The following is a 24,300-nucleotide window of genomic DNA, read 5'->3' as shown; positions in this document are numbered from 1 at the left end:
TCGATGGTTAAATGTACGGAAAAACCCGATAAAATTGCGCTGGATGCGCTAATTGGCGCCCGCCGCTATGTTACACTGAGGCATCATTCTTGTTCAGGTATGACAAAAGCATGAACTTCACGACGATTACGACGACACAGCGTGGCCTGGACGGCCTGATTGCCAGCGACATTGCCCGCAAGATTTTTTCCGGGCAATTGCAGCCCGGCAGCGTATTACCGACAGAAGTAGAGCTGTGTGAACAGCTGGGCGTTAGCCGTACGGCGCTGCGTGAGGCCCTGAAGCTGGTATCGTCCAAAGGACTGCTGGAGTCTCGCCCGAAAACCGGCACCCGCGTTCGTGCTCGCACCGACTGGAATATTCTCGACGTACAGCTGTTAGAATGGCTGAGCGGTATGGAAGGCACGCTGGAAATGTACCAGCAGTTTCTGGAGTTCCGGCGAGTGATTGAACCGCATGCTACGCGTCTGGCGGCCATTAACGCTACCCGGGAGCAGTGTATTGCTCTGTCCCAGACGTGGGAAGAGATGTGTCGAATCGCGCAACACTTTGATGCCGAACAGTGGGTGGATGCCGATACGCGCTTTCATCGCATCATCTTTATGTCTTCCGGCAACTGCTTCTATCAGCCGTTTGGTAACGTGCTGACGACGGTGTTCAAATGGTTTATCAGCCACTCTTCAAAAGAGGGCGGTATGTGCCTCGACGACCATGAACGTATCTATAAAGCGATCATGGCCGGCGATGCGGAGGCGGCGTTCCAGGCGTCCCTCGGGATGATGGACGCCAGCAAGCACCGCCTGTAATCATGCGATGCTGAATCCGCCGCGCCCGCGGCGGTTATCCACCTCTACCCGGCAAGTCTCGCCATGATGGAAAGCAATCAGGATGACGGTCCGCGTCGGCGTATGTTCCTCAATGATGACCTCCCGCACGTTGCCCCGCGCCTGACGCGAGACTTCCCGTGATTCGTCGAACTCGCCGTGGCACTCCAGCACGTTGGCAAACAGCGTGTTTTGTGCGTGGGTGCGCAGCAGCCAGGCCGGTTCTTCTCGCAGATTGAACGCCGGATCGCTGGCGCCGCTGCGGGCGACGATCAGTTCGCCGGGCTGCTGCATCGCGCTGGTCAGCGTGTAGAAGCTGTCGGCGCAAAGCCAGCTTAGCTGGGCTCCGAGTGAGGCAGGCACCTCGGCGCTGGCACAGCGCCAAAGGTACTCATAGCCTTGCGATACGCCAAGCGGCGAGCGGGTAGGTTCCGTCGTCAGCGCTCGGTTACAATGGATAATTTGCCCCAGAGTGTGCAGGCAATAGTCATACTGATGGCGGCTGTCGCTATAGAGCGCAAACAGATCGACCAGCAGCGGGTGCTCGCACTGCGGCAGCGACAGCAGTAGCACCGTGCGTTGTTGGTTGACTCCCGGCCAGTAGTCGTCGGCAAAGGCGCTCATGCCCTGATACTGGCCGCTGCCGAGAAAGAAATGGGTATGGCCAAAATGCGCCGCCGCCCGCTCTTTGTCGCCCAGGTTCTGACAGCCTTCATCCACCACCACGGTGTTATGCGCTACGGTTTTTTTGGCATAGCCGTTGTTTTCCGGGACGTAGCGGCCACCAAATTTGGGCTCGACGTTGACCCAGCGGGCGAAGCCGTAGTCCTGAAGAATTTCGCGTCCACGGGTAAAGTAGCTCAGGTGCAGGCCGTCAAAATGGCCGTGGTTCAGGGCGCTGTGCATACCGGCAATATTGCCGTGCCCGCCCCACCACAACAGCGCCATGCTTTCTGACTGCCCGGCGGGCTGAGCGCGCAGAATTCCGCCGGCCCCGCGCTCGCCTTCCACGCCGTCGCGCACCAGCTGTGAGCTGCGAAGGGGGGCAGGGGACGGCGTTTGCGCGTCTTCACTGAGCAACAGCGCGCCCCGACACGGCCAGCAGGCCTGCTGATAGCGCGCGATAGCCGATAGCTGTGGCGATGCGCCGTAGTGCTGACGGCATAGGCTGACCGCCATCAGCGCGCCTTCATCGCGAAGATTCATGGTTTTTGAGGCATCGTTCAGCGCAGGCAGGGTTCCGTCCGGGAAGGCCATATCGAACAGGGTCATGCAGGCTCGGTGGATTAAACGATCGTGGTAGGACCAGATTTCCCGTTCCGGCTGGCAGCGTTCGAGCGCCGTCGCGAACAGCAGCATCGGGCGCAGAGCGAATCGTTGGTAATAGAGGCCTTCGATATAATAGCCGTCGAGGGAGAACAGCTGATTGAGCTGGGCGTAGAAGCCGCCGCTAACGTCATCGTACCGTTTGCCGTGCAGGGCGATCTCCACCCACTCCGGGCGATCGGTCGCCAGGCCGCATACGGCAATGGCGGCCACCGACCACATTCCGTGGTTATGGACGATATCGAAGGTGCTATGGTGGACGGTGATGGCCTCATGCGCCATCAGACACAGTAAATTCTCTTCAATGTGCGCACGATCGTGGGCGCTGGCTGAGCCTTTCACACAGGCCCATGCCGCGGCGGCGTAGAGCAAAAACATATCTTCATTGAGCGTCTGATGGAACAGTCTGCCCGGCGGGTTGCTGTCGCGGCTGGTGGCGCTGCCAAGCGTCGGGTAGACATCGGCATAACCGCGCAGCAGCGCGAGCAGCGCATCACGATAGCGAATGTCGCCGCTCAGCAGCCAGTGCAGGCCGGCGAGATCCATCATTTGATAGTTGTCTTTATGCTGAGCATGTTCCGGGCCGCCGCCTTCGCCGTGGCCGGGGATCCACTGCGGGCGCGCTAGCCACGTTTCCAGCTTCTGGCGTTGTTCACGCAGCGTGATGCCGGGCTGCGTATCGCGCGTGAAGTGCTGCTGCAGCGCGGTGATATCAGGGGGTGAGAGGAATAAGGAGCGGTCGAGCGTCATCAAGCATCTCCGTTTATGTTTATTAGTATGACTATTTGATGGAGAAAATAACGCCTTCAGCCGATTTTTAGCCAGAAAAAAGGTTATAAGATGTTTATCAGGTCACAAAATAAACATAATTTGTCATACTATATGAAGGCGCGGGTCATCGAGGTTTTCGCCGCTTGAACGAGGGCAGGGCGTGGAATCCATTGACTCACCCGCGCCGTTGCGGTGCGGGTGAGGTTTGAAGGGCGCGTGTGACCTTAGTGACTTTCGGCCGATGTGTTGATGATGCGATTTTTTCCGTTGCGCTTGGCTTCGTACAGCCGTTTGTCCGCCAGGGCCAGCGCTTCTTCGATACTCATTGTGCCCTTGGCCGTGAGACCGGCGCTGAACGTTACGTGCAAATTCGCCTCGCGGAACCGCCGCTGATCGCAGGTTTCTCGCCAGCGTTCGAGATAGACCCGTGCGTCTTCCTGGCTCACGTTCTGGAATAACACCGCAATTTCCTCACCGCCGTAGCGGTAGAGCGTAATGTTATCCAGCCCGCGCAGGCGCAGCCCAATGTCGGAGACGGTTTTCAGCACCATATCGCCGGTGGCATGGCCGTAGGTATCGTTAATCGACTTAAAGTTATCAATATCAATCATCGCCAGGCACAAATCGTCGGCGTGCTGCATGAACTCAAGATCGTTATCAAACGCGCGGCGGTTTTTCAGCTCGGTCAAGCCGTCGGTCAGCGCCTCATTTTTGATATTTTCCTGCTGCACCGAGGTGTTGTGGATCTCTTCATACAGCATTTCTTCCGCCGCTTTTTGTTCAATCGCGCCGTTACGGATACCGTTAGCGATACGAATATACAGCGCGTTCAGGGCGATTCGAACCATCCACCAGCAGATGAACAGCGCCAGCAGGCCAAACAGCAGGCAGTAAAGCACGTTGTCGCTGCGGTCAAAGACATGGGATGTTAAGTCGCTGTCGCGCACCTCGTGCACCAGGTACCAGCCGGTATCGCCTATCGCGCTGGTGAAATACCATTTACCGGTTTCGGGCAGAGAGAAGAAAGGGGAAGATTTATGCAGCTTCACCGAGACTTCCGCCAGCACGGCGGGGCTAATTGCGCCTCGATCGCTTGCAATCTGTTGCCCTTCACCGTCCATGATCCACTTTTGTCCGGGCAGGGGAGGCACGGCGGCGTTCAGAATATCCGCAGTGGACGCGCGATTCAGGCGCACCGCCAGTACGCCAATTTTCTCACCATCATCGTTGTCGACCAACGATTTTGAGATAGTGAGCGTGCGGCTGCCGTTATCAAAAATGTCGCTGCTGCTGGTGTAATGCGCGCTGTCAAAGTCATCGCGCATGGCGACGGTGTACCAAATCTTGTTGCGTGGGTCGGCCTGACGCGTGGTTTCATCGTCCAGATCGACATTGGGCAGACGGATAAAGCGACCGTCGCTGCTGGCATAAATCAGCGAACGCGCGTCGGGCATAGCGTTGAAACGCTCAAACAGCCAGTGGCGAAGGTTTTCGCCGTCGCGGATTTTACCCTGAGTGTTGGCGGCCAGCTGCTTGATGGTTTCGTCCAGCATGCTTTCGTAGCCAGAAAGATATTTGGCGGTATAGGCCGACAGATTTTGGACGTAGCGTAAATTCTGCCGTTGGTAGGTACTTTTGGCATCTTGCCATTGCAGCGCCAGCACTGCCGTGCAGACTAAGGTAAATACGATAGCCGTTATCAGGAAGCAGATATTTAAAGGGCGACGAAAATTCAGGTTCCTAATCAAAGCTTTCTCCAGAAGCAAAAATCAACAGGTCCATTCGTACCAGAGCAATGTTTTCATTGTGCTATTGCAGCGTTTTACAAAAAGGAAACACTATGTTCCCTATTTTGCCATATTCATCCATTGAACAAGGTAGGCTGCTATTTATTAAAGGAGGCGCATGTTACAACCTGTAAATATCATTGTCAAAGACGATTAAATTGATTCATATCGATCGTTCAAACCGATCGTAACTATCATTAATGAAACGCCAGGGCAGAACGATCGATAACCTATTATTGATTGGTGAAAACGATCTTAATATATAAAAACTTTCCGTGTAAAATCCTTTTAGAACAATTTGTTACTATTAATTCTGTGCGATAGTTTCAGCCTTTATTATTCTGCTTTAAAGCAATAAAAAATAAATTATTTTTAATCAATAAAGGTGTTGCGCATGTATGTTTCTGAAAGTTACATATTAGCGGAAAATATTAGGCATTAAGGAATAAAGAATTCCATATTAAAGGAAGTATAGCTTCCCTTTTTGCATGAATATAATAATTCAGGGGCGTTTTCTAACCGGATTTTGTTAACGCTGATAAAGGGGAGAAATATCATGAAGAGGGATGCCATTTCATCTGAATGGCGAATCAGGGATGGGCTGAGGGGAATCGCTGGCATCTTCCCCGAGGGGGAAGATGCCGTCGGGCGTTACATGCCGGAGAAAACGTTCATAATGATGCCGCCGCTGATAATCAACAGCATAGCAAAGATAGCGGGCAGATCCGGTTTCTGTTTGTAGAGGATCATGGAGCAGATCGTGACGCCGACGATGCCAAAGCCGCACCACAGTGAATAGGCCACGCCGACCGGAATGGTGCTCATCGCGCGGGTGAGCGCGAAGTAGCAAAGCGCGTACGCGCAGACCACCAGTACCGATGGCGCCAGTTTACTAAAGCCGTGGGTTTTTTTGATCATTGACGTGCCGGTGATTTCGGAGCCGATAGACAGCGCCAGCCATAAAAATCCGAGATTAAACATGAGCGATTCCTTTTGCGTTAGTTAGCGATATTGTTATCGAGTTTGGCGACCGGGGTAGGCGGCGTCTCTTCTGTGTCTTCGTGGCCCATTTTCGAGAACAGGTTCATGATGATAATACCGCTGGCGATAATCGCCATGCCGATGATGGCGGCGGTGTCCGGGTGCTGGCCGTAGAAGGCCATGCCCAGCGTCGAGACCACCAGAATACCGGTGCCCGACCAGGTGGCGTAGGCTAGCCCAACCGGAATATCTTTCACCGCGCGGGACAGCGAGTAGTAGCACACGCAGTACAGCACAACGATCAGCGCCAGCAGCAGGGTTTTGGTCATCCCTTCGCTGGAATCAAACATTTTAAGCGTTGAGGTGGCCGAGGTTTCTGAGACGATAACCAGCAGCATCCATAGCCAGCATTTTGTTTTCGAAGACATATCTACACTCCAGGGTGTGTTATCGAGGTAAGGTTATTTTTCTCTGTGTTTTTAAAAAATCGACGGCGGCATCGGTTAATACCGCGTCGGGTGAATCGGCCAACGCCGGATTATTGACGATATCTGTGACAGTCAGATAACGCCGTGTGCCGTCGGTGACGGTGGGCGCCTTTGCGCCCGCTTCTAGCCGCGCCAGCAGATCGTTCAGCGATCCGAGCATGATGCCGCATTCGGCCAGACGGGTAAGGGTCGTACCAAGATGGGCCGCATAGGCGCTGTCCGCTTCGCCGCGCAGGGCGTTGAGCTCACTGTGCGGATCGCAAAGGTAGCGCAGCGCCAGAACCGGAATACCGGCGCATAGCGCATCGTGTACCCTCTGCGCTACCGGGCTGTGCAGCGTGCCGTTCAGCAGATCCATCGCCAGCGGATAATCAAGAAACGGCAGCAGCAGCGCTTTGTAAGGGGCCGGCGGCAGCGCGCGTTGCCAGCTTTGCGCAGGCAGCGTTTCGCCGAGCGACGCCCAGCGTTCGCTATCGGGCAGCATGCCCTCTAGCGCCAGATGCAGCCGCTCGCCGCAGCGCGCCAGACGCTGGCAAATCTCGTGGCGATAGCCCTCTGCGGCGGTCACCATTACCAGCACCGGCGGCTGCAAGCGCTGGAGAATGTGCGCCACCAGGCGGTCAATCTGTTGCTCGGTCATGATGGCCTCCGTTAACGCACCAGCGTCACCTGCGCGCCGTTTTTCAGCCCGGCGGCGTTGGCTTCTTCGGTGTCGATGTGAAACTCAAGGGCGAAATCATCGCGCACCCGCACCACCACTTCGTCGAAGGTGAGCTGGCGTTCACCGCCGCTGCGTACGCTGACCTTTTGCCCATTGCTGACGTTCAGCGCCCGAGCGTCCTGCGGCGACATATGAATATGACGCCAGGCGCAAATCACCTGCGAATGAAGTTCAACGTGGCCTTTCGGCCCCACCAGCAGCGCGCTGCCCGCGTTCTCCAACTGACCGGATTCGCGGACCGGCGCCTTAATACCCAGCGCGAAGCAGTCGGCGCGCGACACTTCCAGCTGAGTGATGGGGCGGGTCGGGCCGAGGACGCGCACGTTGGTCAGCGAGCCTTTCGGGCCGACGATGGTCACGCACTCTTCGGCGGCAAACTGCCCCGGCTGGCGCAGCGGCTTAAGCGGCGTCAGCGTATAGCCTTTGCCGAAAAGCGCTTCGACGTCCGGCTGCGACAGATGCACGTGACGGTTAGAGATGCCCACCGGAATGGCGGGCGCAGTGTGGGCCAGCCGGGCGGTGATTTTTTCCTGTAGCAGGGCGTCAATCATGCCTTTTTCCCTTTCTTATGCACGGCGTTTTTCTCATCAACAATCGGAGAGAGAGGTGTCGGCTCTACGGCAGGAATCTGAGGCTCAACGGCAGGTTCAGCGTGAACCTTTTCCTGCGCTTTAGCACGCGGCGGATGGCCTTTCAGGCTGCTGAGCGCTTCCACCACGCAGCGTTCCGGGCGGGCAATCACCAGTGATTTCACCTGCGAGTCGACGGTTTTTGCTACCGCGACGCCGCGCTCGATGGCGGTATGAATGGCGCTGATCTCGCCTTCAAAACAGACGCTCACCAGCCCGGAACCGGCCTTGCGATAGCCAATGCAGGCCACGCCCGCGGCTTTACAGGCGGCGTCGACGGCCTGAACGGCGGCGACCAGTCCACGTGTTTCAATGACGCCTAAACTTTTCATTATCGGCTCCTTTAATGACGAACTAAGCGAATATCAAAATCAAACTGTGCGAAAAACGCCTCCAGCTTGTTCAGCTCTTCCACGCTGTAGGTGGGATCGTTGAGGATCGGGTAGGGCATCTCCAGACGATCGTACTTTTTGCGCCCCAACTGGTGGTACGGCAGCATGTCGATGCGGCGGATATTGCCGCGCTTCGCCAGCTTCTGGACGTAGTCAATCGCCCCCGTAATGGCTTCCCATGAGTCGTTGTAGCCGCGCACCAGCGGCATCCGCACAATGACGTTAGCGCCAGAGTCCACCAGCCACTCCAGGTTGCGGCGCACCCCTTCGTTACCGATGCCAAACAGCGTTTTATGCTGATCGCTGTCGATCTGTTTAATGTCGAACAAGAAGGTATCGGTCACCGGTGCCAGCTTCTGGTAGTTGGCCAGCGGCGTGGTGCCCTGGGTCTCGACGGCGGTGTTGATCATCATCTTCTTGCATTCGCTGAACAGGGCGACGGCAAAATCGGTTTGCAGGCTCATCTCGCCGCCGCCGATGGTGACGCCGCCGCCGGAGGAGACATAGAAATCATAGTCCTGCATGATGATGTCCATCAGCTCGCTGACGGTGACGTCTTTGCCGAGAATATCCAGCGCGTGCTGGGTGCAAATCTCTTCGCATTTACGGCAGCCAATGCAGTCTTTATTGCGGTTGACGAAGTGCTTCATTTCGCCGTTTTCTTCCGCGCGGTAGTGAATGCCCGCCGGGCAGACGTTAACGCAGTCGCCGCAGTTGATGCACTTGTCCTGCGAAAACATCACCTGAAACTGGCTGCTTAAGCCTTCCGGGTTAGCGCACCACGGGCAGCGAATATTGCAGCCTTTGAAAAACACCAGCGTGCGAATGCCGTCGCCGTCGTAGATCGAATACTTCTGAATATTGAAAATGCGCCCGGTTAATTCTTGTGTATTGCCAATCACGCTTGCCTCCTGAAAACTGCGGACGTCCTTGTCCGATTACTGTCCGTGTTATCAGAACTTCTCGATCACCGTACGGCTGATGATCTCGTCCTGAACTTCCTTGCATAGTTCCACGAAGTAGGCGCTGTAGCCCGCCACGCGGACGATCAGGTCGCGGTATTTCTCCGGCTCCTGCTGGGCTTTTTTCAGCACTTCGTTGTCGACGTAGCTGAACTGCATCTGGCCGTTGCCGAGAATGGAGGCGGTACGCAGCAGCGTAATCAGGCCGTGGCGGCCTTCCGGGGTATCCAGCAGCCCTTTGAGGAACTTGAAGTTGTGCACCATGCCGATGTTCATGGTTTCCACGTTCATCTTGCTGACGGATTTAATGATGGCGGTGGGGCCATTTTTATCCGCGCCCTGGGTCGGGCTGATACCGTCGGAGAGCGGCATCCACGCCAGGCGGCCGTTCGGCGTGGCGTTGGTCAGCTCGCCGATTGGCGTGTTGTTGGAAATCGACAGCGTGCCGTGGCTCAGGGTGGAGTAGAGCATCTGGTATTTGCGGCACTCGCGCTCGGTCCACTCGGTGATGTCCAGCGCATACTGGTCAACATAGTTGTCGTCGTTGCCGTACTTCGGTGCGTTCAGACAGTCGCGGCGCAGCGCTTCAAAGCCTTCGAAGTTGGCCAGCAGCGCATCGCGAACCTGCTCGAGGGTGTATTTCTTATCCTCAAACACCAGCTTGCGAATTGCCGCCATCGAGTCGACGTAGGTCGCCAGGCCAGAGAAAATCAGCCCCGGGCCGTGGTTGACCATCGCGCCACCGGCGGCAACGTCTTTACCTTTCTCCATGCAGCCTTCGACCAGCAGCGACATTAGCGGTTTCGGCGCCACGTCGCGGTGTACGCGCTGGCTGATTACCGTGCCGATAGCGGACAGGCGCACGATATGGGCAATCTGCTGTTTGACCGCGGCATCGAACTGCTCGAAGGTGCTAAAGTCGCGCAGGTCGCCGGTGTCCAGCCCCTGGTAGCTGTCAAACAGCACCATGCGACCACGGTTGAGTACAAACTCGATAGCGATCGGCCACTGGGTGTAACCGGTAGAGGTCCACTGGTAGATACGGCCGGATTTCTGCGGCTCAACGCAGCCCATCAGGCAGTAGTCGCGGGCGTCTTCGAAATCGAAGCCTTTGCGCAGCATCATCTTGATGTGGGAATCATCAAAGTGGCAGGCCGGGAAGCCCATGCCCGCTTTGACCACGTCAACGATTTTTTCCATGTACTTCTGCGGCGACTGGTTGTGAATACGGCAGGCCAGCGACGGCTGGTAAACCTTCACAAAGCGCACGGCGTCCATGATCAGATAGGTCAGGTCGTTACAGGCATCGCCGCCGGAACGCTTCTGGCCACCGACGGTCAGGTTGATAAATGGTTGATAACCGGCGAAATATTTAGCCCCCAGCTCGCTGGACATCCACATCAGCTCGGCACATTTGATGATAAACGCCTGCATCATTTCCAGCGCGCTCTCATGGGTCAGGCGGCCTTCGCGGATATCAGCTTCAAACATCGGGTAGCAGTACTGGTCCACGCGGCCCAGCGACAGGCCGGTCTGGTTCTCTTCAATTTCAAACAGCGATTCCACCGTCCAGATGCTTTGCAGCGCTTCCTGCAAGGTTTTCGGCGGGTTGGCCGGCACGTTCTGGTTCACGTCGGCGATGGTCAGCAGCTCGGCGCGGCGCTGGGCGTTCTGCTCAACGGCCGCCAGTTCGCGGGCGCGGGCGGCGATGCGGTGCGAATAGTTAATCACCCCTTCGCAGGTTTCAATCGCCGCTTTGTAGTAGTAAATGCGGTCGATATCGTCCGGGTTCTCCATGCTCAGGCTGGCGAGGTGCGCCTCGGCGTCGGCCTTGATACCGTTCATGCCTTTGGTGAACAGCAGCACGTCGTAGCCCGGGCAGGTGTCGCCGCCGCCGTTGATCTGGTGGTAGGAGAGGTCGCTGACGAAGGTTTCGCCGCTGAACGCCCACACGCCCGCTTCGCGGTACTGCGCTTCGCAGATTTCATCCAGAGAACGGCCTTCCCAGAACGGCACGATCTCTTCGCGGATGGTTTTTTTATCTTCTTCGCTGATTTCGAACGGATCCTGCGGACGGGTGCTCATGGTGTCGAGCTCGTCGCGCACCCAGCGCCAGGCGATATCCGGCGAGAAGGCCCCGGCGCGCGGCTTACCGCACGGATGGCCGACGATCAGTTCGTCGTCCTGAATCAGAATCGGCGCGGTTTCGCAGGCGTGGCGGAAGGCTTTGGCACGCAGCAGAATGGTCGGCATGCCCGGATTGGCTTTGACCACTTCGGTGAAGGCCAGCGCGCGGTAGATAGAGACGCTCGGGCGCACGGTCAGGTAGTGGTTACGCAGGCGCTGCATGCGCGGCGTCAGCCCTTCCACGGTAGCGGTTTCACTGACCTGCGCGAACGGCGCGGCAGACACCTGCTGCGCGCCGCTGAACAGACGCACCGGCAGATTCAGGGCGCTGAGGTTTTGCTGCGCGCTGAGGAACATCTCTGAGAGCGCGTTAATACACGCGTTCTCAAGGCTCGCACCGTGCAGCAGGGCGTCGAACATCGGGTAGCCGTCGATTGCGCAAGCGGCGCGGACTTCGCTTAATTCCGCCAGCTTAAACCACAGGCATTCAACGATTTCATACGCCTGTGCGTCGGTTAACGTGCCGTTGGCAACATCATGCTGGTAGTACGGCAGCAGCGCTTTATCGGCACCTTCCGGGTTGACGGCGTAGCTACCGTTGTCGAGCTGAAGCGCCAGCTGGAACAGGTAGAACGCCTGGCAGGCTTCTTTAAAGCTGCGCGCCGGGTGCGCCGGAACGTGGTGCAGAATGGCGGCGCTGTCTAACAGCTCCGCTTTGCGGTAGGCGTTGGTTTCGGCAGCGGCAAGCGTTTCGGCGCTGTTGGCCAGGTTCTGCGCCAGCGCCATCAGCGCGTCGCAGGCGTAAATGGCGGCGCGGCAGCCGTTGACTTCGTCCATGCCGCTGCGGCTGACGGCGCTGCCCAGCGCGCGGGTTTTCTCTTCCAGCTGCTGTTTAATCGCCAGCACGCCTTTTTCGACCACCAGTTTGTAATCCGGGGAGTCGAGGTTGCTGTTCAGATTGAGGAACTGGAAGGCGGACGGGCGATGCGCGGCGCTGTCATCGTGGAAAATTGCCCCGTGCGGTTTGCGGGTCTGGTTGCCGACGATCAGTTCGTCGGCGCTGATGGTCAGCGGCAGCTGGCGCATCAGTTCATAGAAACGGCGCGCCGGTTTTACGGCGGCAGGAACGCCGGCGATATCGCTATCGAGCGCGTTCAGCACGGCGGCGTGCTCGGTGCACAGGGTGCTTTTTTGCGAAAGTAAACGTTCTGCCAACACTTTGACGCGCGGCGTTAAGCTGTAGAGTGCCATGTCGTATTCTCCAGATGTTCTTATTGGGTGCCCGTATTGTGCCGGGTAGCGCTTCGCTTACCCGGCCTACCAGGACGTTACCCGTTGGCTCGTGCAAGCGGTGCGCCGCTCCATGCCTGGCGATAAAGTTCGGTTAATGCCTGCGCGTCCGGCGTGCGCGGGTTGGTCGGGGTGCAGCTGTCGCGCAATGCCTGCCCGACCATTTCCGGCAATCGGCGCTCGAAATCGGCGGCATCGACGGCGGTGGCGCCAATGCCAGCGGGCATTTGCATCTCTTCTTTCAGCGTCTCAATGGCGACCAGCAGGCTGGCCACCCCTTCACGCACGGTGTGCGCCGGGAGATCCAGCAGATGCGCCAGACGGGCATATTTGCGAGCAGCGTCGGTGTCGCACTGGCCGTTAACATCGGCGTTCCAGGCCACTACCGATGCCATCAGCAGCGCGTTGGCGCGGCCGTGCGGCACGCGGAACACGCCGCCCAGCGCGTGTGCCAGGCTGTGGGTGACGCCGAGTGATGCGTTGGTAAACGCCATCCCCGCCATGCAGGAGGCGTTGTGCATTTTCTCGCGCGCCAGCAGGTCGCCGCCGTTGCGCCAGCAGGTGGGCAGATAGCGGAAGACCTGCTGCACCACTTTCTCGGCCAGCGCGTCGGAAAAGTCGCTGGCGGCGGTGGAGACGTAGGCCTCCAGCGCGTGGCACAGTACGTCCATTCCGGTGTCGGCGGTAATCGCCGGCGGCACGGAGGCCACCAGCGTCGGGTCCAGAATGGCGATATCCGGCAGCAGCGACGGGTCAACCAGCACCAGCTTTTCAGCGTGGGCTTTGACTACCGAGAAGCTGGTGACTTCTGAACCGGTGCCGCTGGTGGTGGGGATGGCCACAAACTGCGGGCGCTGGCGTGCAGCGTCCGGGCGGGTTTGCGCCAGGGTGAAAATAACCGCTTTGGCGGCATCAATCACCGAGCCGCCGCCGAGCGCGACCACCAGATCCGGCGCGCAGCTGTCCATCTGCTTCATACCGCGCACGACCGTGGCGATATCCGGGTCGGCCACCACGTCGTCCCAGATCTGCACGTCAACGCCGCGCGCGCGCAGAATCGTCGTCACGCGGTCGGCGAGGCCAAACTTGACCATCGCCTGGTCGGTGACCAGCAGGGCACGCTGGGCGTTCACTTCGGTCAGGACCGCAAGCGCGTCCTGGCCGAAGCAGATCCGGGGTTTCAGTAAAAATTCACTCATTGGGTTATTCACTCCTCAAGCGTCCCGAAAGACGTTCTCGACAATGGCGACCACGGACATCGCTTTATAACGGTCCTTGTTGAGCGCGAAATACTCCTCCGCCAGCACGATGTCGTGCATCCCCGCGCCGACGCTGTCGACGGCGACCCAGGTGCGGTCCTTCATGGGGCGCTGTTCATCATCCAGCTGCGTGATCATCAGCAGATTGCTGCCGCGCAGCTCATCGCATTTCTGCGTGGCGACGACATGTCCGGTTACTTTTGCGAGAATCATCTTTTTTATCGCCTTATATCAATGCGTTACTTGCCTAAGCGCTCAAGCACCTGGCGGATGACGCGCTCCACGTTCTGCTCGCTGATGTCGCCTTCTACGGCTGCCGTTGCGCTGGCAAAGCGGTTATCACCCGCGGTGCTGGCCGGAGCAGGGGAGGCGAAGCGTGCGTCGTCGAGGATGCTGCGGCGCGGGTCTGCCTGCGGGCTGACGACCGTCGGCTGTGGTTCCACACGGCTGCCCGGCGCGCGCAGTTCATCAATCGAACGCACGCCGTAACCCACTTTGCGCACGTTCAGCAGGTTCATCGGCCCGACGTTGTCGGAGCTGGAACCGCCGCCGACCGCGCCGCAGCCGAGCGTCAGCGCCGGCGAGATATTGGTGGTGGCACCGATGCCACCGAGGGCCGCGGGCGTATTGATGAGGATGCGGTTGACCGGTTTTTCGAGGCAGAACTGGCGGATCACGTCCTGGTTACGGGTGTGGATCACCAGCGTGTGGCCAAGACCTTCGTTGGTCAGCAGCTCCACCACGCGGTGGCAGGCGGCTTTCCAGTCCTCTTCCACGTACAAGCCCAGCACCGGGCACAGTTTTTCGCGCGAGTATGGGTTCTTGTGGGAGACGGTGGTCTGTGCGGCAATCAGCACGCGGGTGCTGGCCGGAACGCAGAAGCCCGCCATCTGGCTTAAATAGAGCGCCGTTTTGCCGACCACTTGTGGATTGATGGTGCCGTTCGGGCGCAGCAGCAGGGCCGCCATTTTCGCCGCTTCGCTTTCGTTCATGAAGTAGGCGCCCTGAGCTTCCAGTTCGCGGTGGACTTCATCGTAAATGCAGCGTTCGACGATGATCGACTGCTCAGAGGCGCAGATCACGCCGTTATCGAAGGTTTTGCTGGTGATGATATCTTTCACCGCGTGGTGGATATCGGCGCTGCGCTCGATAAACGCCGGGCCGTTACCCGGGCCGCCGCTGATGGTCGGCGTACCGGAGGCATAGGCCGCGCGCACCATGCCTTCGCCGCCGGTCGCCAGGATCAGCGAGACGTCCTTGCTGTGCATCAGCTCGGAAGTGGCTTCCAGCGTCAGTTCGGTAATACCGTCGACGATACCTGCCGGTGCGCCCGCCGCTTCTGCCGCGCGTTTAACGATCTCAATGGCTTTCCAGCTGCACTGACGCGCCCCCGGATGCGGCGAGAAGATAATGGCGTTACCGGCTTTCAGCGCAATCAGCGTTTTGTAGATGACGGTCGAGGTCGGGTTGGTCGACGGCACCAGCGCGCAAATCACGCCCAGCGGTACGCCCACGTCCATCACTTTTTTCGCTTGATCGTCATGAATGATGCCGACGGTCTTCATATCTTTGATGGCATCGTAAACGCGCAGCGAGGCAAAACGGTTCTTCAGGACTTTGTCCTGCCAGTTGCCAAACCCGGTTTCTTCTGCGGCCATTTTCGCCAGCGCTTCGGCATGATGCGCCGCTTCCTGGGCCACGTTCTTCACGATGGCGTCGATTTGCTGCTGCGAAAAAGTGGCCATAATCGCTTGCGCCTTTTTGGCGTTACGCACCAGCTCACGCGCATTCTGGCGAGAGCGCAAATCGGTATCCAGTTCAATCATGAGTCTATCCTTCATCAGACTAAAAGAGTGCAGACGGGGCGTGCCCAGTCAGGTCATGCTTTGTGCTGCGACGCGATTTTTTCGATATCGTTATGCGGGCGCGCAATCACGCGGGAGGTGACGACTTCACCAATGCGTTTTGCCGCTTCCACGCCGGAATCCACCGCGGCGTTCACCGCGCCGACGTCGCCTTTCACCATCGCGGTGACCAGGCCGGAGCCGACGTTTTCATAGCCAATCAGCTCAACGTTGGCGGCTTTACACATGGCGTCTGCCGCTTCAATGCAGGCCACCAGTCCTTTGGTTTCAATTAAGCCAAGCGCTTCTTTCATCATGATTTCTCCGGTTATTCGGTAATTTTGTAGTGAGCGACAATCTTGTTGATGTCGTTATGCGGGCGGGCGATAACCAGCGAGGTCACCACTTCACCGATGCGCTGTGCGGACTCGACGCCGGAGTCCACCGCCGCTTTTACCGCGCCGACGTCGCCTTTCACCATCGCGGTAACCAGGCCGGAGCCGACGTTTTCATAGCCGATCAGTTCGACGTTAGCGGCTTTACACATCGCGTCCGCCGCTTCAATGCAGGCCACCAGGCCTTTGGTTTCGATCAAACCTAATGCATCACCCATTTGCGTTCTCCTGGCCTTAAGCCTTGTGTTTAATGACGATTTTGTTGATGTCGTTATGCGGACGCGCAATGACCAGCGACGTCACCACTTCCCCGATGCGCTGCGCGGACTCGACGCCGGAATCTACCGCCGCCTTCACCGCGCCGACGTCGCCTTTCACCATCGCGGTGACCAGGCCGGAGCCGACGTTTTCATAGCCAATCAGTTCGACGTTAGCGGCTTTACACATCGCATCCGCCGCCTCAATGCAGGCCACCAGACCTTTGGTTTCGATAAGCCCTAATGCATCACCCATGGCTTTCTCCTCAGAACAGGTTTGTGATTTGGAAAACCGTCCGTGTCACGGCATTTACCCACGGCTGCGGCGTTCGTGAGTCACTATAAGGAAGGGCGAGTGATTTGGAATTTAAATCCAGAAGGCGTAGTGAATTAGAATAAAACTCTGTGATTTAGCTATTTTATCACCGCCATTTATCTATTTGTCCTGTTATGGAGGAGGCGATTTGGCTGCCAATATCGCGGCCTGGAGCGCAAATTTTTCATCGGCGATAAATGTTATTTATTTGCTAAATAATTATGCGGCTGGGGTAAAAAGGCGGGCGGTTAACTGTGGCGAGGCTCAAGATTTTTTATGGAGTCTAAATGCAAAAAGTGCTGTTTATTCAGTTGAAAAAATGAGGTTAAGCCGAAGAGTGCGGTGTATCACACTATTAACTTCGTTAATAACGACATTTTTGTCGAGCGAGTGGCTCGCGGTGACGGCCTTCACTATGCATTTAGCGCGGCAGAGCGGGATTTTGCTCCGGGGAGTCATGCCAGTCAGTTAAGCTATATTCGTAAGCCGGATAAGCAAAGCGCCATCCGGCATACCGCGCGGCAGATTGCCGGATGGTGGCGTAAACGCCTTATCCGGCCTACGGTTCCGGTTCCTGAATTCAACGCGTTAACTGACCAGCATGACTCTCCGGGGAAGGGCTTTTTTGATGATGTGGGTTAGTTCAGCGTGCTGCCTGATTTCAGCGTGCAGATCCACAGCGGGGAGTTGATGGAACTCAGCAAGATAGCTTTATCGTTCAGCTTTTGGGCGTTGAGGAACAGCCCGTCGTGGCTGTCGGACATTTCACGCATAAAGTAGTCGAATATCACGTTCGGCGACTCATCGATGGACGAGGCGCTGGCCTCCCACTGGCTGATGCGATAGTGGCGCTCGGTGGCGGAGATGCGCTTGCTGTTGTAGTTGAACTTCACGTAGCGCTGCAGGTACAGCCAGCCGGCGGCAGAATCGGTATAGCCTTCCACCACCATTGAGCCTTTCCCCTGAGGGCCAAAATTGAAGTGAATATTGCCGTTTACATTCTCTTTGTCCATGTTTTCAAAACGCATAATGCCTTTGGTAGAGCAGCTCATCGCCCCGGCGTCGCTGGCGGGCAGCAGCCGCCAGGCGCTAAATCCGACGGCGGCAATCAGTACCAGAACGGACAGGGCAAAAAAGGTACGCGGCGCGAGTCTCATTGCGGCTTCCAGGAATAGTAAAAGTAGTTATCGCAGTAGCTGAACGGGTTATCTTCATGCATGGCGCAGTGGGCAAGAAACACGCGTCCCAGACCGTTGGTTTCCAGCCGGTCGCCGTAGAAAAAGAGAAAGCGTTCCCCCGGTTTGCAGGCGATATTTAAACGCTGGCGCACCTCATCGAAATTTTTACCGTAGGCACCGGCGCTGACCGAACGGCGCATCTCGTCGCTGGCCAGCAGCTCGCACTGGCTGTGGCTGAGACGGGTAAGCGCAATGGGCCGCGATTCCCGCGGGCCAATCAGGCTAAACAGGATCAGCAGCAGCGCGATAGTCAGTAAACATCCTCCCGCCATATACCAGCACATACCGCGCGCGTGGGCGCTGCGCGGCAGCGCTGTGTTGGCGGCAGAGGGTAACGCCTCGGGCTGCGCGTCTGGCTGCGTCTCGGGCTGGACGGACTCCGCGGGTTCAACGGGCGGGGAGGCGTCCAGCGGTTCCACCAACACGTCTGGATTAAGCTGCAAATAGCCGCGCGAGACGGTGATGATGATGTTGTCGATACCGTAGTGGCGGCACGTTTTACGCAGCATGCTGAGGTACTGGTTCAGGTTGCTGTTCGAGGAGGTTAATCCGTTGTCATCCCAAACTTTTTTCAACACCTCTTCGCGGCTGACGATGCCGGGGTGGCGCAGGAAAAAATCGAGCAGCGCGCTGGCGGTAATCGACAGCTGGCTGTCCGGCTCATCGCTTTGCGGCAGCGTCAGGGTACCGTCGGTAGCATCGTAAATAAAACGGGCATTGATGTTGTAGCGCATCGCGGCCTCAGTCTCAGTGCTTCATGCGGGAAGCGTCATCTTATTGAGGGAGTCAACCAGCGCGCGGCGGTGGCCTGCGCTCATGGTGATCCCTTCCGTCAACTCCGACAGCCAGATTCCGTCAGCGGCGTAGCGCACCAGCGTGCCGGTTGGGCCGTTGTCCAGCTCGTCACCCTGCGCCAGTTTGTCCAGCATCCAGTCGCGCCAGCATTTACGTAGCACCGGTTCATCGGGCATCGCCAGCGATAGCACCATCAGCTGGCGGCTTTCATGGGTGTCCGTCAGATCGGCAAGATAGTTCAGGTAAGCGCGGGTGAAGCGGCCGTAGCTCACGCCGTCCTGCTGCATGAGCGCGGTAATCGCTTCTTCCATAATGGCCAGCAAACGGGCGAACAGGGCAAAGATCAGCGCTTGTTTATTGGGAAAGTGGTGAATCAGACCGCCTTTGCTGACGCCAGCCTCGCGGGCCACGGCGTTTAGCGAGAGAGCGGCAATGCCGTCTCGTCCGGCGATCGTCGCAGCGGACTCAAGCAGCTGCTGATGCAAACGGACGGGATCTTTTTTACGGTGCTGAGTGTCGATATTCATGGGCCGAATCATACCGACCAGACGGTATGATTATTTTTGACGGCGATCAAGGCGTGCGGGATGTCCGTAAAATGAATGCGGGTAATGCGTGAGAGGTCACAACTTGTAGTAGAAATCAGCCTGTTATCATAGCGTTCATCCGCGATGCGCATATCGCGGATCGCTGTTTCCGCGGGTCACGATGGGAAACAATCACCGCACGACATCATGACTTTTTGCCTATTAAGGCCGTTTTCTTCTTTCTCTTCGAACGCCTATTTCAACCTTAAATGGTGGCAAAAGGAAATGCGAAATATCGCTAAGCATTTGCATTTTTCACCCGCCTTTAGCCACGCGCATCAATTATTTTACCTTTATATAACAATCACTTTCGCCAAATGATATTTGGTAATAAGGCATAGCAAATCGTTATTTGTTCCGCTAAGGGCAGTGTGGGAGCGTAAAAAGACAATACAAAAACAGGGGTATCCAGAAAGATTATGGCAAAGACAAAACAGACAGTAGCACAGCTCGCCATCATGACCGGCCTGGTCGTCGCCAGCGTTACCGCGTTTAGCGCGCAGGCAGATCAGCTGGCCGATATTAAAGCGAAGGGCGTGGTGAAGGTGGCCACGTTTGACGCGAACCCACCGTTTGGTTCCGTGGATGCCAAAACGCACGAGCTGGTCGGCTACGATGTCGATTTTGCGAAGGCGCTGGCCAAATCGCTGGGGGTAAAACTGGAGCTGGTCGCAACCAATCCGGCGAACCGCATCCCGCTGCTACAGTCCGGCAAGGCCGACCTGATTGTGGCCGATATCACCATCACCCCGGAGCGCGCGCAGGTGATTGACTTCTCCACGCCTTATTTTGTGACCGGACAGCAGTTCCTGGTACCGGTCAGCGGTAGCGATAAGCTTGACGGCTACAGCAAGGCGCGCATTGGAGCAGTGAAGGGGACGACCGGTGAGCAAACGCTGCACCAGCGCTTCCCGCAGGCCCGCGTGCTTTCTTATGACGATATCCCGCTGGCGCTGACCGCCCTGCGCAACGGTAACGTGCAGGCGATTACCCAGGACAGTACGATTCTGGCCGGTCTGCTGGGCGAAGCGCCGGATAAAGCCAAATTCAAAATCCTGCCGGATCTGCTGAGCAAAGAAGAGATTGGCGTCGGCGTGAAGAAAGGCGAACCGGCGCTGCTGAAAGCGGTTAACGATGAGCTGGTGGCGCTGGAAAAATCCGGCGACGCGGCAAAAATCTATGACGTCTGGTTTGGCCCCGCCACCAAAGCGCCACAGCCCCGTTCCTTTACCATAGAAGCAAAATAATATGTTGTCGGCTTTACGCACTCTTTCCGCGGCCAAGGCCGCGGATTTTTCACATCTGGAGAACGCCAGCGTGGCCTTCCGACAGGTCGTGAAAACCTACGGCGATCATCGCGTGCTTAACGGTATCGATTTGACGATTAACCCCGGCGAGGTGGTGGCGATCCTTGGGCCTTCGGGCTCGGGGAAATCGACGCTGATTCGCCTCATTAACCAGCTGGAAAACCTGAGCGGCGGCGAGATCCTGATAGACGGTAAACCGACCCGAGGGCTCAGCGGCAGAGCGCTACGCCAGCTGCGCAGCCGCATTGGTTTTGTTTTTCAGCAGTTCAATCTCTATGCCCACCTGACCGCAGCGCAAAACATTACCCTGGCGCTGGAGACGGTGCACGGCTGGCCTCATCAGGACGCACAGGCGCGCGCGCTGGCTCTGCTGCATAAGGTTGGGCTAGCGGAAAAAGCCGACGCCATGCCGTCTGAACTCTCCGGCGGTCAGCAGCAGCGCGTGGCGATAGCGCGGGCGCTGGCCTCATCGCCGCAAATCATTCTGTTTGATGAACCCACCTCGGCGCTGGATCCGGAAACGATTGGCGAGGTGCTGCACGTCATGCAGTCGCTGGCGCACAGCGGTATCACGATGATCGTGGTGACCCACGAAATGCAGTTTGCCCGTGAAATCGCCGATCGCGTGGTGTTTATCGACGGCGGCGACGTGCTGGAGGTCGCCGCGGCGGAGGCCTTTTTCACCCGGCCGCAGCACCCGCGCGCGGTACGTTTTTTGCAGAAGGTGCTCGACCCGCTGCATCAGGAGCGAATGGCGTGATGATTCCTTTTGATTGGCAGGGCGTGCTCAGCGGGCAGCCTTTGCAGTGGATACTCTCCGGTTTTCTCACCACCCTCTGGGTGACGCTTGCCGGCATGGCGCTGGCCAGCCTGCTGGCGGTGCTGTTTTTGCTGCTGTGGCTGGCGGGCGGTCGCGGTGGTGCGGCGGTGGCCGCCGTGTGGGTCTCGCTTTTTCGCAATACGCCGCTGCTGGTGCAGCTGTTGTTCTGGTACTTTGCCGGCTGGAATTTTTTGCCGCAGATCGTACGCGACTTCGTTAACGATCCGCACGACTGGTCAATTCTGCCGGGTAATGTCTGGTGGCTGACGCCCGAGTTTCTCTGTTCGGCGTGGGGCCTTGGCGTGTTCACGTCGGCGTTTCTGGTCGAAGAGATCGCCGCCGGGCTACGCAGCGTCCCTGACGGCCAGCGAGAAGCCGCGCTGGCGCAGGGTTTTTCGCATGCCAGCCTGCTGCGCCATATTCTGTTGCCGCAGGGGCTGGCGAACGCCTGGCAGCCGGTGGTTGGGCAATATCTTAACCTGATGAAGCTCTCTTCGCTGGCGAGCGGCATTGGCTTTGCCGAACTGACCTATCAGGTACGGCAGATTGAAAGCTATAACGCCCATGCGCTGGAGGCCTTCGCCGTGGGCACCGTACTGTATCTGCTGACCGGCGTGGTGCTGGGGCTGCTGTTGAGCCGCCTGGGGCCGAAACCGCGCGGAGTATCGATGCGACGGCGTCGGGCGGCCATTGCGCAGAGAGGTATACAGCATGAACGCTAGTCTGGCGACGATCGTGGATAATCTCGACTATCTGCTGTGGGGGCGGCTGGCCGAGGGAGAGCCCGGCGGGGTCGTGCTCACGCTAATGATGGCGCTGGGTGCGGGGGCCATGGCGCTACCGGGCGGCGTACTGCTGGCCTGCGCAGCGTGGCGTTTTCCCGGTACCGTGCGTCGCCTGTTGTATCTGTGGGCAGAGATTATTCGCGGTATTCCGCTGATTTTTGTCATCTTCTGGCTGTGGTATCTGCTGCCGATGCTGACCGGTAGCGATATGCCCGGCGCGGTGACGGTGACTTTTGCGCTGGCGTGGTTTACCGCCGCCTCGGTAATGCACTCGGTGCTGGCCGGGCTGCATGCGCTGCCGGGCGGGCAGTATGAAGCGGCGTTGACGCAGGGCTTTAGCGCCGGCCAAATCCTGTGGCGGATTCTGCTACCGCAAACGCTGCGCAACGTACTGCCGTCGTTGGTGGGTATTTTTATCGGCCTGCTCAAGGATACATCGCTGGCGTTTATCGTTAACGTACCGGAGTTGACGACCGTGGCCGGGCAGGTGAACAACCGCGTGCAAATCTATCCGACGGCAATCTTTGTCTTTATCGGCGTCGTCTATTATCTGCTGTGTTTCGGCCTGGAAAGGGGGGCAAAGCGCTGGCAGCGGCGACTGAGGGTATAAAAAAATAGCCCGGCGTCGCGATGGCTGGCCGGGCTACTGAATGAATTTTGTAGGCCTGATAAGTATAGCGCTATCCCGGATAGCGGCGTTGCCTTATCTGGCCTACACGCTCGGATCAAACGTTTTTACGTTCGATGGTTTGTTCGCCCCAGAACAGAGAGTCTTTATCTGTTTTGCTGAAGGCCAGCTCCAGGACGGCATCGCTGCCTTCTTCCCAGATTTGTTCCGCCGCTTTTTCATCATATTTTGCGAGTTCAAAAATCGCTTCGGCGATCTCTGGCGAAGTGTTGCGCAAGCTCGCCCATTCACCGATATGATGTGTTTTGCCTTCTTGTGTGGGCATATCTCTTCTCCCTCAATTAGCCTTTTAATTTAACCGCCAGGCCTGCGACGTATTCGCCCTGATAGCGAGCAATCGCCAGCTCTTCCTGGCTTGGTTGACGTGAACCATCGGCACCAGCAATGGTGGTTGCGCCATACGGCGTACCGCCACGCACCTGCGAAATATCAAACAGTTCTTGTGCCGCATAACCGATCGGTACAATGACCATACCGTGGTGGGCGAGCGTCGTCCAGGTCGAAGTGATGGTCTGTTCCTGGCCGCCACCGGTACCGGTAGAGCTAAAGACGCTCGCCAGTTTGCCGTACAGCGCGCCGGATGCCCACAGACCGCCGGTTTGATCGAGGAAGGTACGCATTTGTCCGGCCATGTTGCCGAACCGGGTGGGGGTACCGAAGATAATGGCATCGTAGTTTGCCAGTTCCTGCGGGGTGGCTACAGGGACCGCCTGCGCTTTGCCGCCGGCTTTCGCAAATGCTTCTGCTTGCATGGTTTCTGGTACGCGCTTGATGACAACGTCTACGCCATCGACTTTGTTTGCGCCTTCAGCAACGGCTTTGGCCATCGTTTCAATGTGTCCATACATAGAATAATAGAGCACCAGAACACTTGCATTTCCACTCATCTTAACTCTCCTGTGTCAAATTCGTTGGTTACGTAACAAGCTCCAATAAGCATAGTTCGTGTTGCGGGATTCGCTGCATCGCAGCGGCAATTAATTGCCAATTGCGTTCGTTTGCTGCTTTATTAAACGAAACTTGCTCAGGTTTTGAGTGAAAATGGATATGTTATTAATAACCATAATAAATAATACTGAGCATTAATTATTTATTTGATTGATTATCATCAACAAAACCGCCCCGTCTTATCAGGACAATGCCTGCGAATGATTCAGCGCAATGACGGAAGATGAATGAAAAAACGGATGGTTGCGGCAGCGCTGATGGGCGCGAGCCTGCTGGCGGTCACGCTGGCATCTGCGCAGGCGGTGACGCAGTACACGCAGGTGGCGAAAAAGCGCGCGTATCACGGGTTTGGTATCACCGTCACGCGCGCGGGCGACGCGGTGAGGGTGAACGGTGAGGCGGCGCGAAAACAGGAATACAGCGCCGACGCCGATGTGTTTGTTCACGGGCCGTACCGCATCGTGTTCCACAAACGCACGGGTAAGGTGAGGTTAATGAAGAACGGCACCTACCTGGGAGTACTAAAATCACGCTGACGCATCACGATACATTTTTCTCCCGCCGCTTTTCCTTGCCGCAAGCGTTGGTTATCGCCTGGCGTGAGGGGGAAAACCTAAAACCCGACGGCAGATATGTCAAAATATATCCAGCCGCTGCGGTGTCTGTCTTTGCCAGCTACGCTTATGACTACCCGCGCCATCTCGCGGGTGATGACGCTTTACATCGACGTCATGCACGATGTCGTTCTCTTAACGGGAGGTCA

Annotated in this window: 27 protein-coding genes; 7 read left to right on the top strand and 20 right to left on the bottom strand. The window is 57.4% G+C overall.

What is annotated here, in order from left to right; translation table 11 throughout:
- Positions 1 to 110: 110 nt before the first annotated feature.
- Positions 111 to 806: a FadR/GntR family transcriptional regulator gene (locus tag H7R76_RS15035; protein ID WP_106926148.1), complete on the top strand. Its 696-nt coding sequence runs from the start codon at positions 111 to 113 to the stop codon at positions 804 to 806.
- On the opposite strand, the gene H7R76_RS15030 is transcribed toward H7R76_RS15035, so the two are convergent.
- From H7R76_RS15030 to H7R76_RS14960, 15 genes are all read right to left on the bottom strand, one after another.
- A complete protein-coding gene (locus tag H7R76_RS15030; protein WP_182965667.1) occupies positions 807 to 2,900 on the bottom strand; it encodes a heparinase II/III domain-containing protein in 2,094 nt (697 codons plus the stop codon).
- A 245-nt stretch (positions 2,901 to 3,145) separates the two neighbouring features.
- Positions 3,146 to 4,669: a sensor domain-containing diguanylate cyclase gene (locus tag H7R76_RS15025; RefSeq protein ID WP_182929131.1), complete on the bottom strand. Its 1,524-nt coding sequence runs from the start codon at positions 4,667 to 4,669 to the stop codon at positions 3,146 to 3,148.
- A gap of 690 nt (positions 4,670 to 5,359) precedes the next feature.
- Entirely contained in the window at positions 5,360 to 5,689 is a 330-nt protein-coding gene (locus H7R76_RS15020; protein WP_106926154.1) for a DMT family transporter, read from the bottom strand.
- 17 nt (positions 5,690 to 5,706) lie between these two features.
- Positions 5,707 to 6,117: a DMT family transporter gene (locus H7R76_RS15015; protein ID WP_182965665.1), complete on the bottom strand. Its 411-nt coding sequence runs from the start codon at positions 6,115 to 6,117 to the stop codon at positions 5,707 to 5,709.
- Between the two features lie 19 nt (positions 6,118 to 6,136).
- A complete protein-coding gene (locus H7R76_RS15010; RefSeq protein WP_182965663.1) occupies positions 6,137 to 6,817 on the bottom strand; it encodes a hypothetical protein in 681 nt (226 codons plus the stop codon).
- A gap of 11 nt (positions 6,818 to 6,828) precedes the next feature.
- Positions 6,829 to 7,449, bottom strand: a complete 621-nt coding sequence (locus tag H7R76_RS15005) for a phosphate propanoyltransferase (RefSeq protein ID WP_106926160.1) — start codon at positions 7,447 to 7,449, stop codon at positions 6,829 to 6,831.
- Positions 7,446 to 7,859 carry a BMC domain-containing protein gene (locus H7R76_RS15000; protein WP_182965660.1) on the bottom strand — a complete coding sequence of 138 codons (414 nt, stop codon included), beginning with the start codon at positions 7,857 to 7,859 and terminating at the stop codon, positions 7,446 to 7,448. The genes H7R76_RS15005 and H7R76_RS15000 overlap by 4 nt, the downstream gene beginning before the upstream one ends.
- Positions 7,860 to 7,870: 11 nt before the next feature.
- Entirely contained in the window at positions 7,871 to 8,818 is a 948-nt protein-coding gene (gene cutD, locus H7R76_RS14995) for a choline TMA-lyase-activating enzyme (RefSeq protein WP_182968003.1), read from the bottom strand.
- A gap of 54 nt (positions 8,819 to 8,872) precedes the next feature.
- Complete coding sequence (gene cutC, locus H7R76_RS14990) at positions 8,873 to 12,259, bottom strand: choline trimethylamine-lyase (protein ID WP_182929127.1); 3,387 nt, start codon at positions 12,257 to 12,259, stop codon at positions 8,873 to 8,875.
- 77 nt (positions 12,260 to 12,336) lie between these two features.
- Positions 12,337 to 13,497: a 1-propanol dehydrogenase PduQ gene (locus H7R76_RS14985; RefSeq protein ID WP_106926166.1), complete on the bottom strand. Its 1,161-nt coding sequence runs from the start codon at positions 13,495 to 13,497 to the stop codon at positions 12,337 to 12,339.
- Positions 13,498 to 13,512: 15 nt separating this feature from the next.
- Positions 13,513 to 13,770 (bottom strand): EutN/CcmL family microcompartment protein, encoded by a 258-nt coding sequence (locus H7R76_RS14980; RefSeq protein ID WP_182929126.1) that lies wholly within the window; start codon positions 13,768 to 13,770, stop codon positions 13,513 to 13,515.
- Between the two features lie 26 nt (positions 13,771 to 13,796).
- On the bottom strand, positions 13,797 to 15,383 hold the full coding sequence (locus H7R76_RS14975; protein WP_106926170.1) for an acetaldehyde dehydrogenase (acetylating): 1,587 nt from the start codon (positions 15,381 to 15,383) through the stop codon (positions 13,797 to 13,799).
- A gap of 53 nt (positions 15,384 to 15,436) precedes the next feature.
- Entirely contained in the window at positions 15,437 to 15,715 is a 279-nt protein-coding gene (locus H7R76_RS14970) for a BMC domain-containing protein (RefSeq protein ID WP_015585230.1), read from the bottom strand.
- Positions 15,716 to 15,729: 14 nt separating this feature from the next.
- Positions 15,730 to 16,014 (bottom strand): BMC domain-containing protein, encoded by a 285-nt coding sequence (locus H7R76_RS14965; protein WP_065356252.1) that lies wholly within the window; start codon positions 16,012 to 16,014, stop codon positions 15,730 to 15,732.
- A gap of 16 nt (positions 16,015 to 16,030) precedes the next feature.
- Positions 16,031 to 16,309: a BMC domain-containing protein gene (locus H7R76_RS14960; RefSeq protein WP_001540796.1), complete on the bottom strand. Its 279-nt coding sequence runs from the start codon at positions 16,307 to 16,309 to the stop codon at positions 16,031 to 16,033.
- A gap of 402 nt (positions 16,310 to 16,711) precedes the next feature.
- Between H7R76_RS14960 and H7R76_RS14955 the strand changes: the two genes are divergently transcribed.
- Positions 16,712 to 17,011 carry a hypothetical protein gene (locus tag H7R76_RS14955; protein ID WP_182965658.1) on the top strand — a complete coding sequence of 100 codons (300 nt, stop codon included), beginning with the start codon at positions 16,712 to 16,714 and terminating at the stop codon, positions 17,009 to 17,011.
- On the opposite strand, the gene H7R76_RS14950 is transcribed toward H7R76_RS14955, so the two are convergent.
- Genes H7R76_RS14950 through H7R76_RS14940 form a run of 3 tightly spaced genes read right to left on the bottom strand, consistent with a single transcriptional unit; the run spans position 17,008 to position 18,941 of the window.
- A complete protein-coding gene (locus H7R76_RS14950) occupies positions 17,008 to 17,526 on the bottom strand; it encodes a FidL-like protein (protein ID WP_106926174.1) in 519 nt (172 codons plus the stop codon). The two genes, H7R76_RS14955 and H7R76_RS14950, sit on opposite strands and share 4 nt — an antisense overlap.
- Positions 17,523 to 18,341, bottom strand: coding sequence for a winged helix-turn-helix domain-containing protein (locus H7R76_RS14945; protein ID WP_106926176.1), 819 nt, complete (start codon positions 18,339 to 18,341; stop codon positions 17,523 to 17,525). Before H7R76_RS14945 ends, H7R76_RS14950 begins: the two co-directional genes overlap by 4 nt.
- A 21-nt stretch (positions 18,342 to 18,362) precedes the next feature.
- Entirely contained in the window at positions 18,363 to 18,941 is a 579-nt protein-coding gene (locus H7R76_RS14940; RefSeq protein ID WP_106926178.1) for a TetR/AcrR family transcriptional regulator, read from the bottom strand.
- Between the two features lie 506 nt (positions 18,942 to 19,447).
- On the opposite strand from H7R76_RS14940, the gene H7R76_RS14935 reads away from it, so the two are divergent.
- Genes H7R76_RS14935 through H7R76_RS14920 form a run of 4 tightly spaced genes read left to right on the top strand, consistent with a single transcriptional unit; the run spans position 19,448 to position 22,511 of the window.
- Positions 19,448 to 20,236: an ABC transporter substrate-binding protein gene (locus tag H7R76_RS14935; protein ID WP_374956739.1), complete on the top strand. Its 789-nt coding sequence runs from the start codon at positions 19,448 to 19,450 to the stop codon at positions 20,234 to 20,236.
- Between the two features lies 1 nt (position 20,237).
- Positions 20,238 to 21,056, top strand: coding sequence for an amino acid ABC transporter ATP-binding protein (locus H7R76_RS14930; RefSeq protein ID WP_182965656.1), 819 nt, complete (start codon positions 20,238 to 20,240; stop codon positions 21,054 to 21,056).
- Positions 21,056 to 21,838: an amino acid ABC transporter permease gene (locus H7R76_RS14925; RefSeq protein WP_182965654.1), complete on the top strand. Its 783-nt coding sequence runs from the start codon at positions 21,056 to 21,058 to the stop codon at positions 21,836 to 21,838. The genes H7R76_RS14930 and H7R76_RS14925 overlap by 1 nt, the downstream gene beginning before the upstream one ends.
- The gene (locus H7R76_RS14920) at positions 21,828 to 22,511 is read left to right on the top strand and encodes an amino acid ABC transporter permease (RefSeq protein WP_182965652.1); all 684 of its coding nucleotides are present in this window, start codon (positions 21,828 to 21,830) and stop codon (positions 22,509 to 22,511) included. The genes H7R76_RS14925 and H7R76_RS14920 overlap by 11 nt, the downstream gene beginning before the upstream one ends.
- A 115-nt stretch (positions 22,512 to 22,626) precedes the next feature.
- Here the strand turns inward: H7R76_RS14920 and H7R76_RS14915 are convergent, their stop codons facing one another.
- Both H7R76_RS14915 and wrbA read right to left on the bottom strand, forming a co-directional pair.
- Positions 22,627 to 22,854 carry a YccJ family protein gene (locus tag H7R76_RS14915; protein ID WP_106926188.1) on the bottom strand — a complete coding sequence of 76 codons (228 nt, stop codon included), beginning with the start codon at positions 22,852 to 22,854 and terminating at the stop codon, positions 22,627 to 22,629.
- A 16-nt stretch (positions 22,855 to 22,870) separates the two neighbouring features.
- The gene (gene wrbA, locus H7R76_RS14910; RefSeq protein ID WP_106926190.1) at positions 22,871 to 23,476 is read right to left on the bottom strand and encodes an NAD(P)H:quinone oxidoreductase; all 606 of its coding nucleotides are present in this window, start codon (positions 23,474 to 23,476) and stop codon (positions 22,871 to 22,873) included.
- A gap of 288 nt (positions 23,477 to 23,764) precedes the next feature.
- On the opposite strand from wrbA, the gene H7R76_RS14905 reads away from it, so the two are divergent.
- Positions 23,765 to 24,073 carry a hypothetical protein gene (locus H7R76_RS14905; RefSeq protein WP_106926192.1) on the top strand — a complete coding sequence of 103 codons (309 nt, stop codon included), beginning with the start codon at positions 23,765 to 23,767 and terminating at the stop codon, positions 24,071 to 24,073.
- The last annotated feature ends 227 nt before the right edge of the window (positions 24,074 to 24,300 follow it).

The organism is Klebsiella sp. WP8-S18-ESBL-06 (genome assembly GCF_014169755.1).
GTDB lineage: Bacteria > Pseudomonadota > Gammaproteobacteria > Enterobacterales > Enterobacteriaceae > Kluyvera > Kluyvera ascorbata_B.
This window is presented reverse-complemented; position numbering and strand designations above follow the sequence as displayed.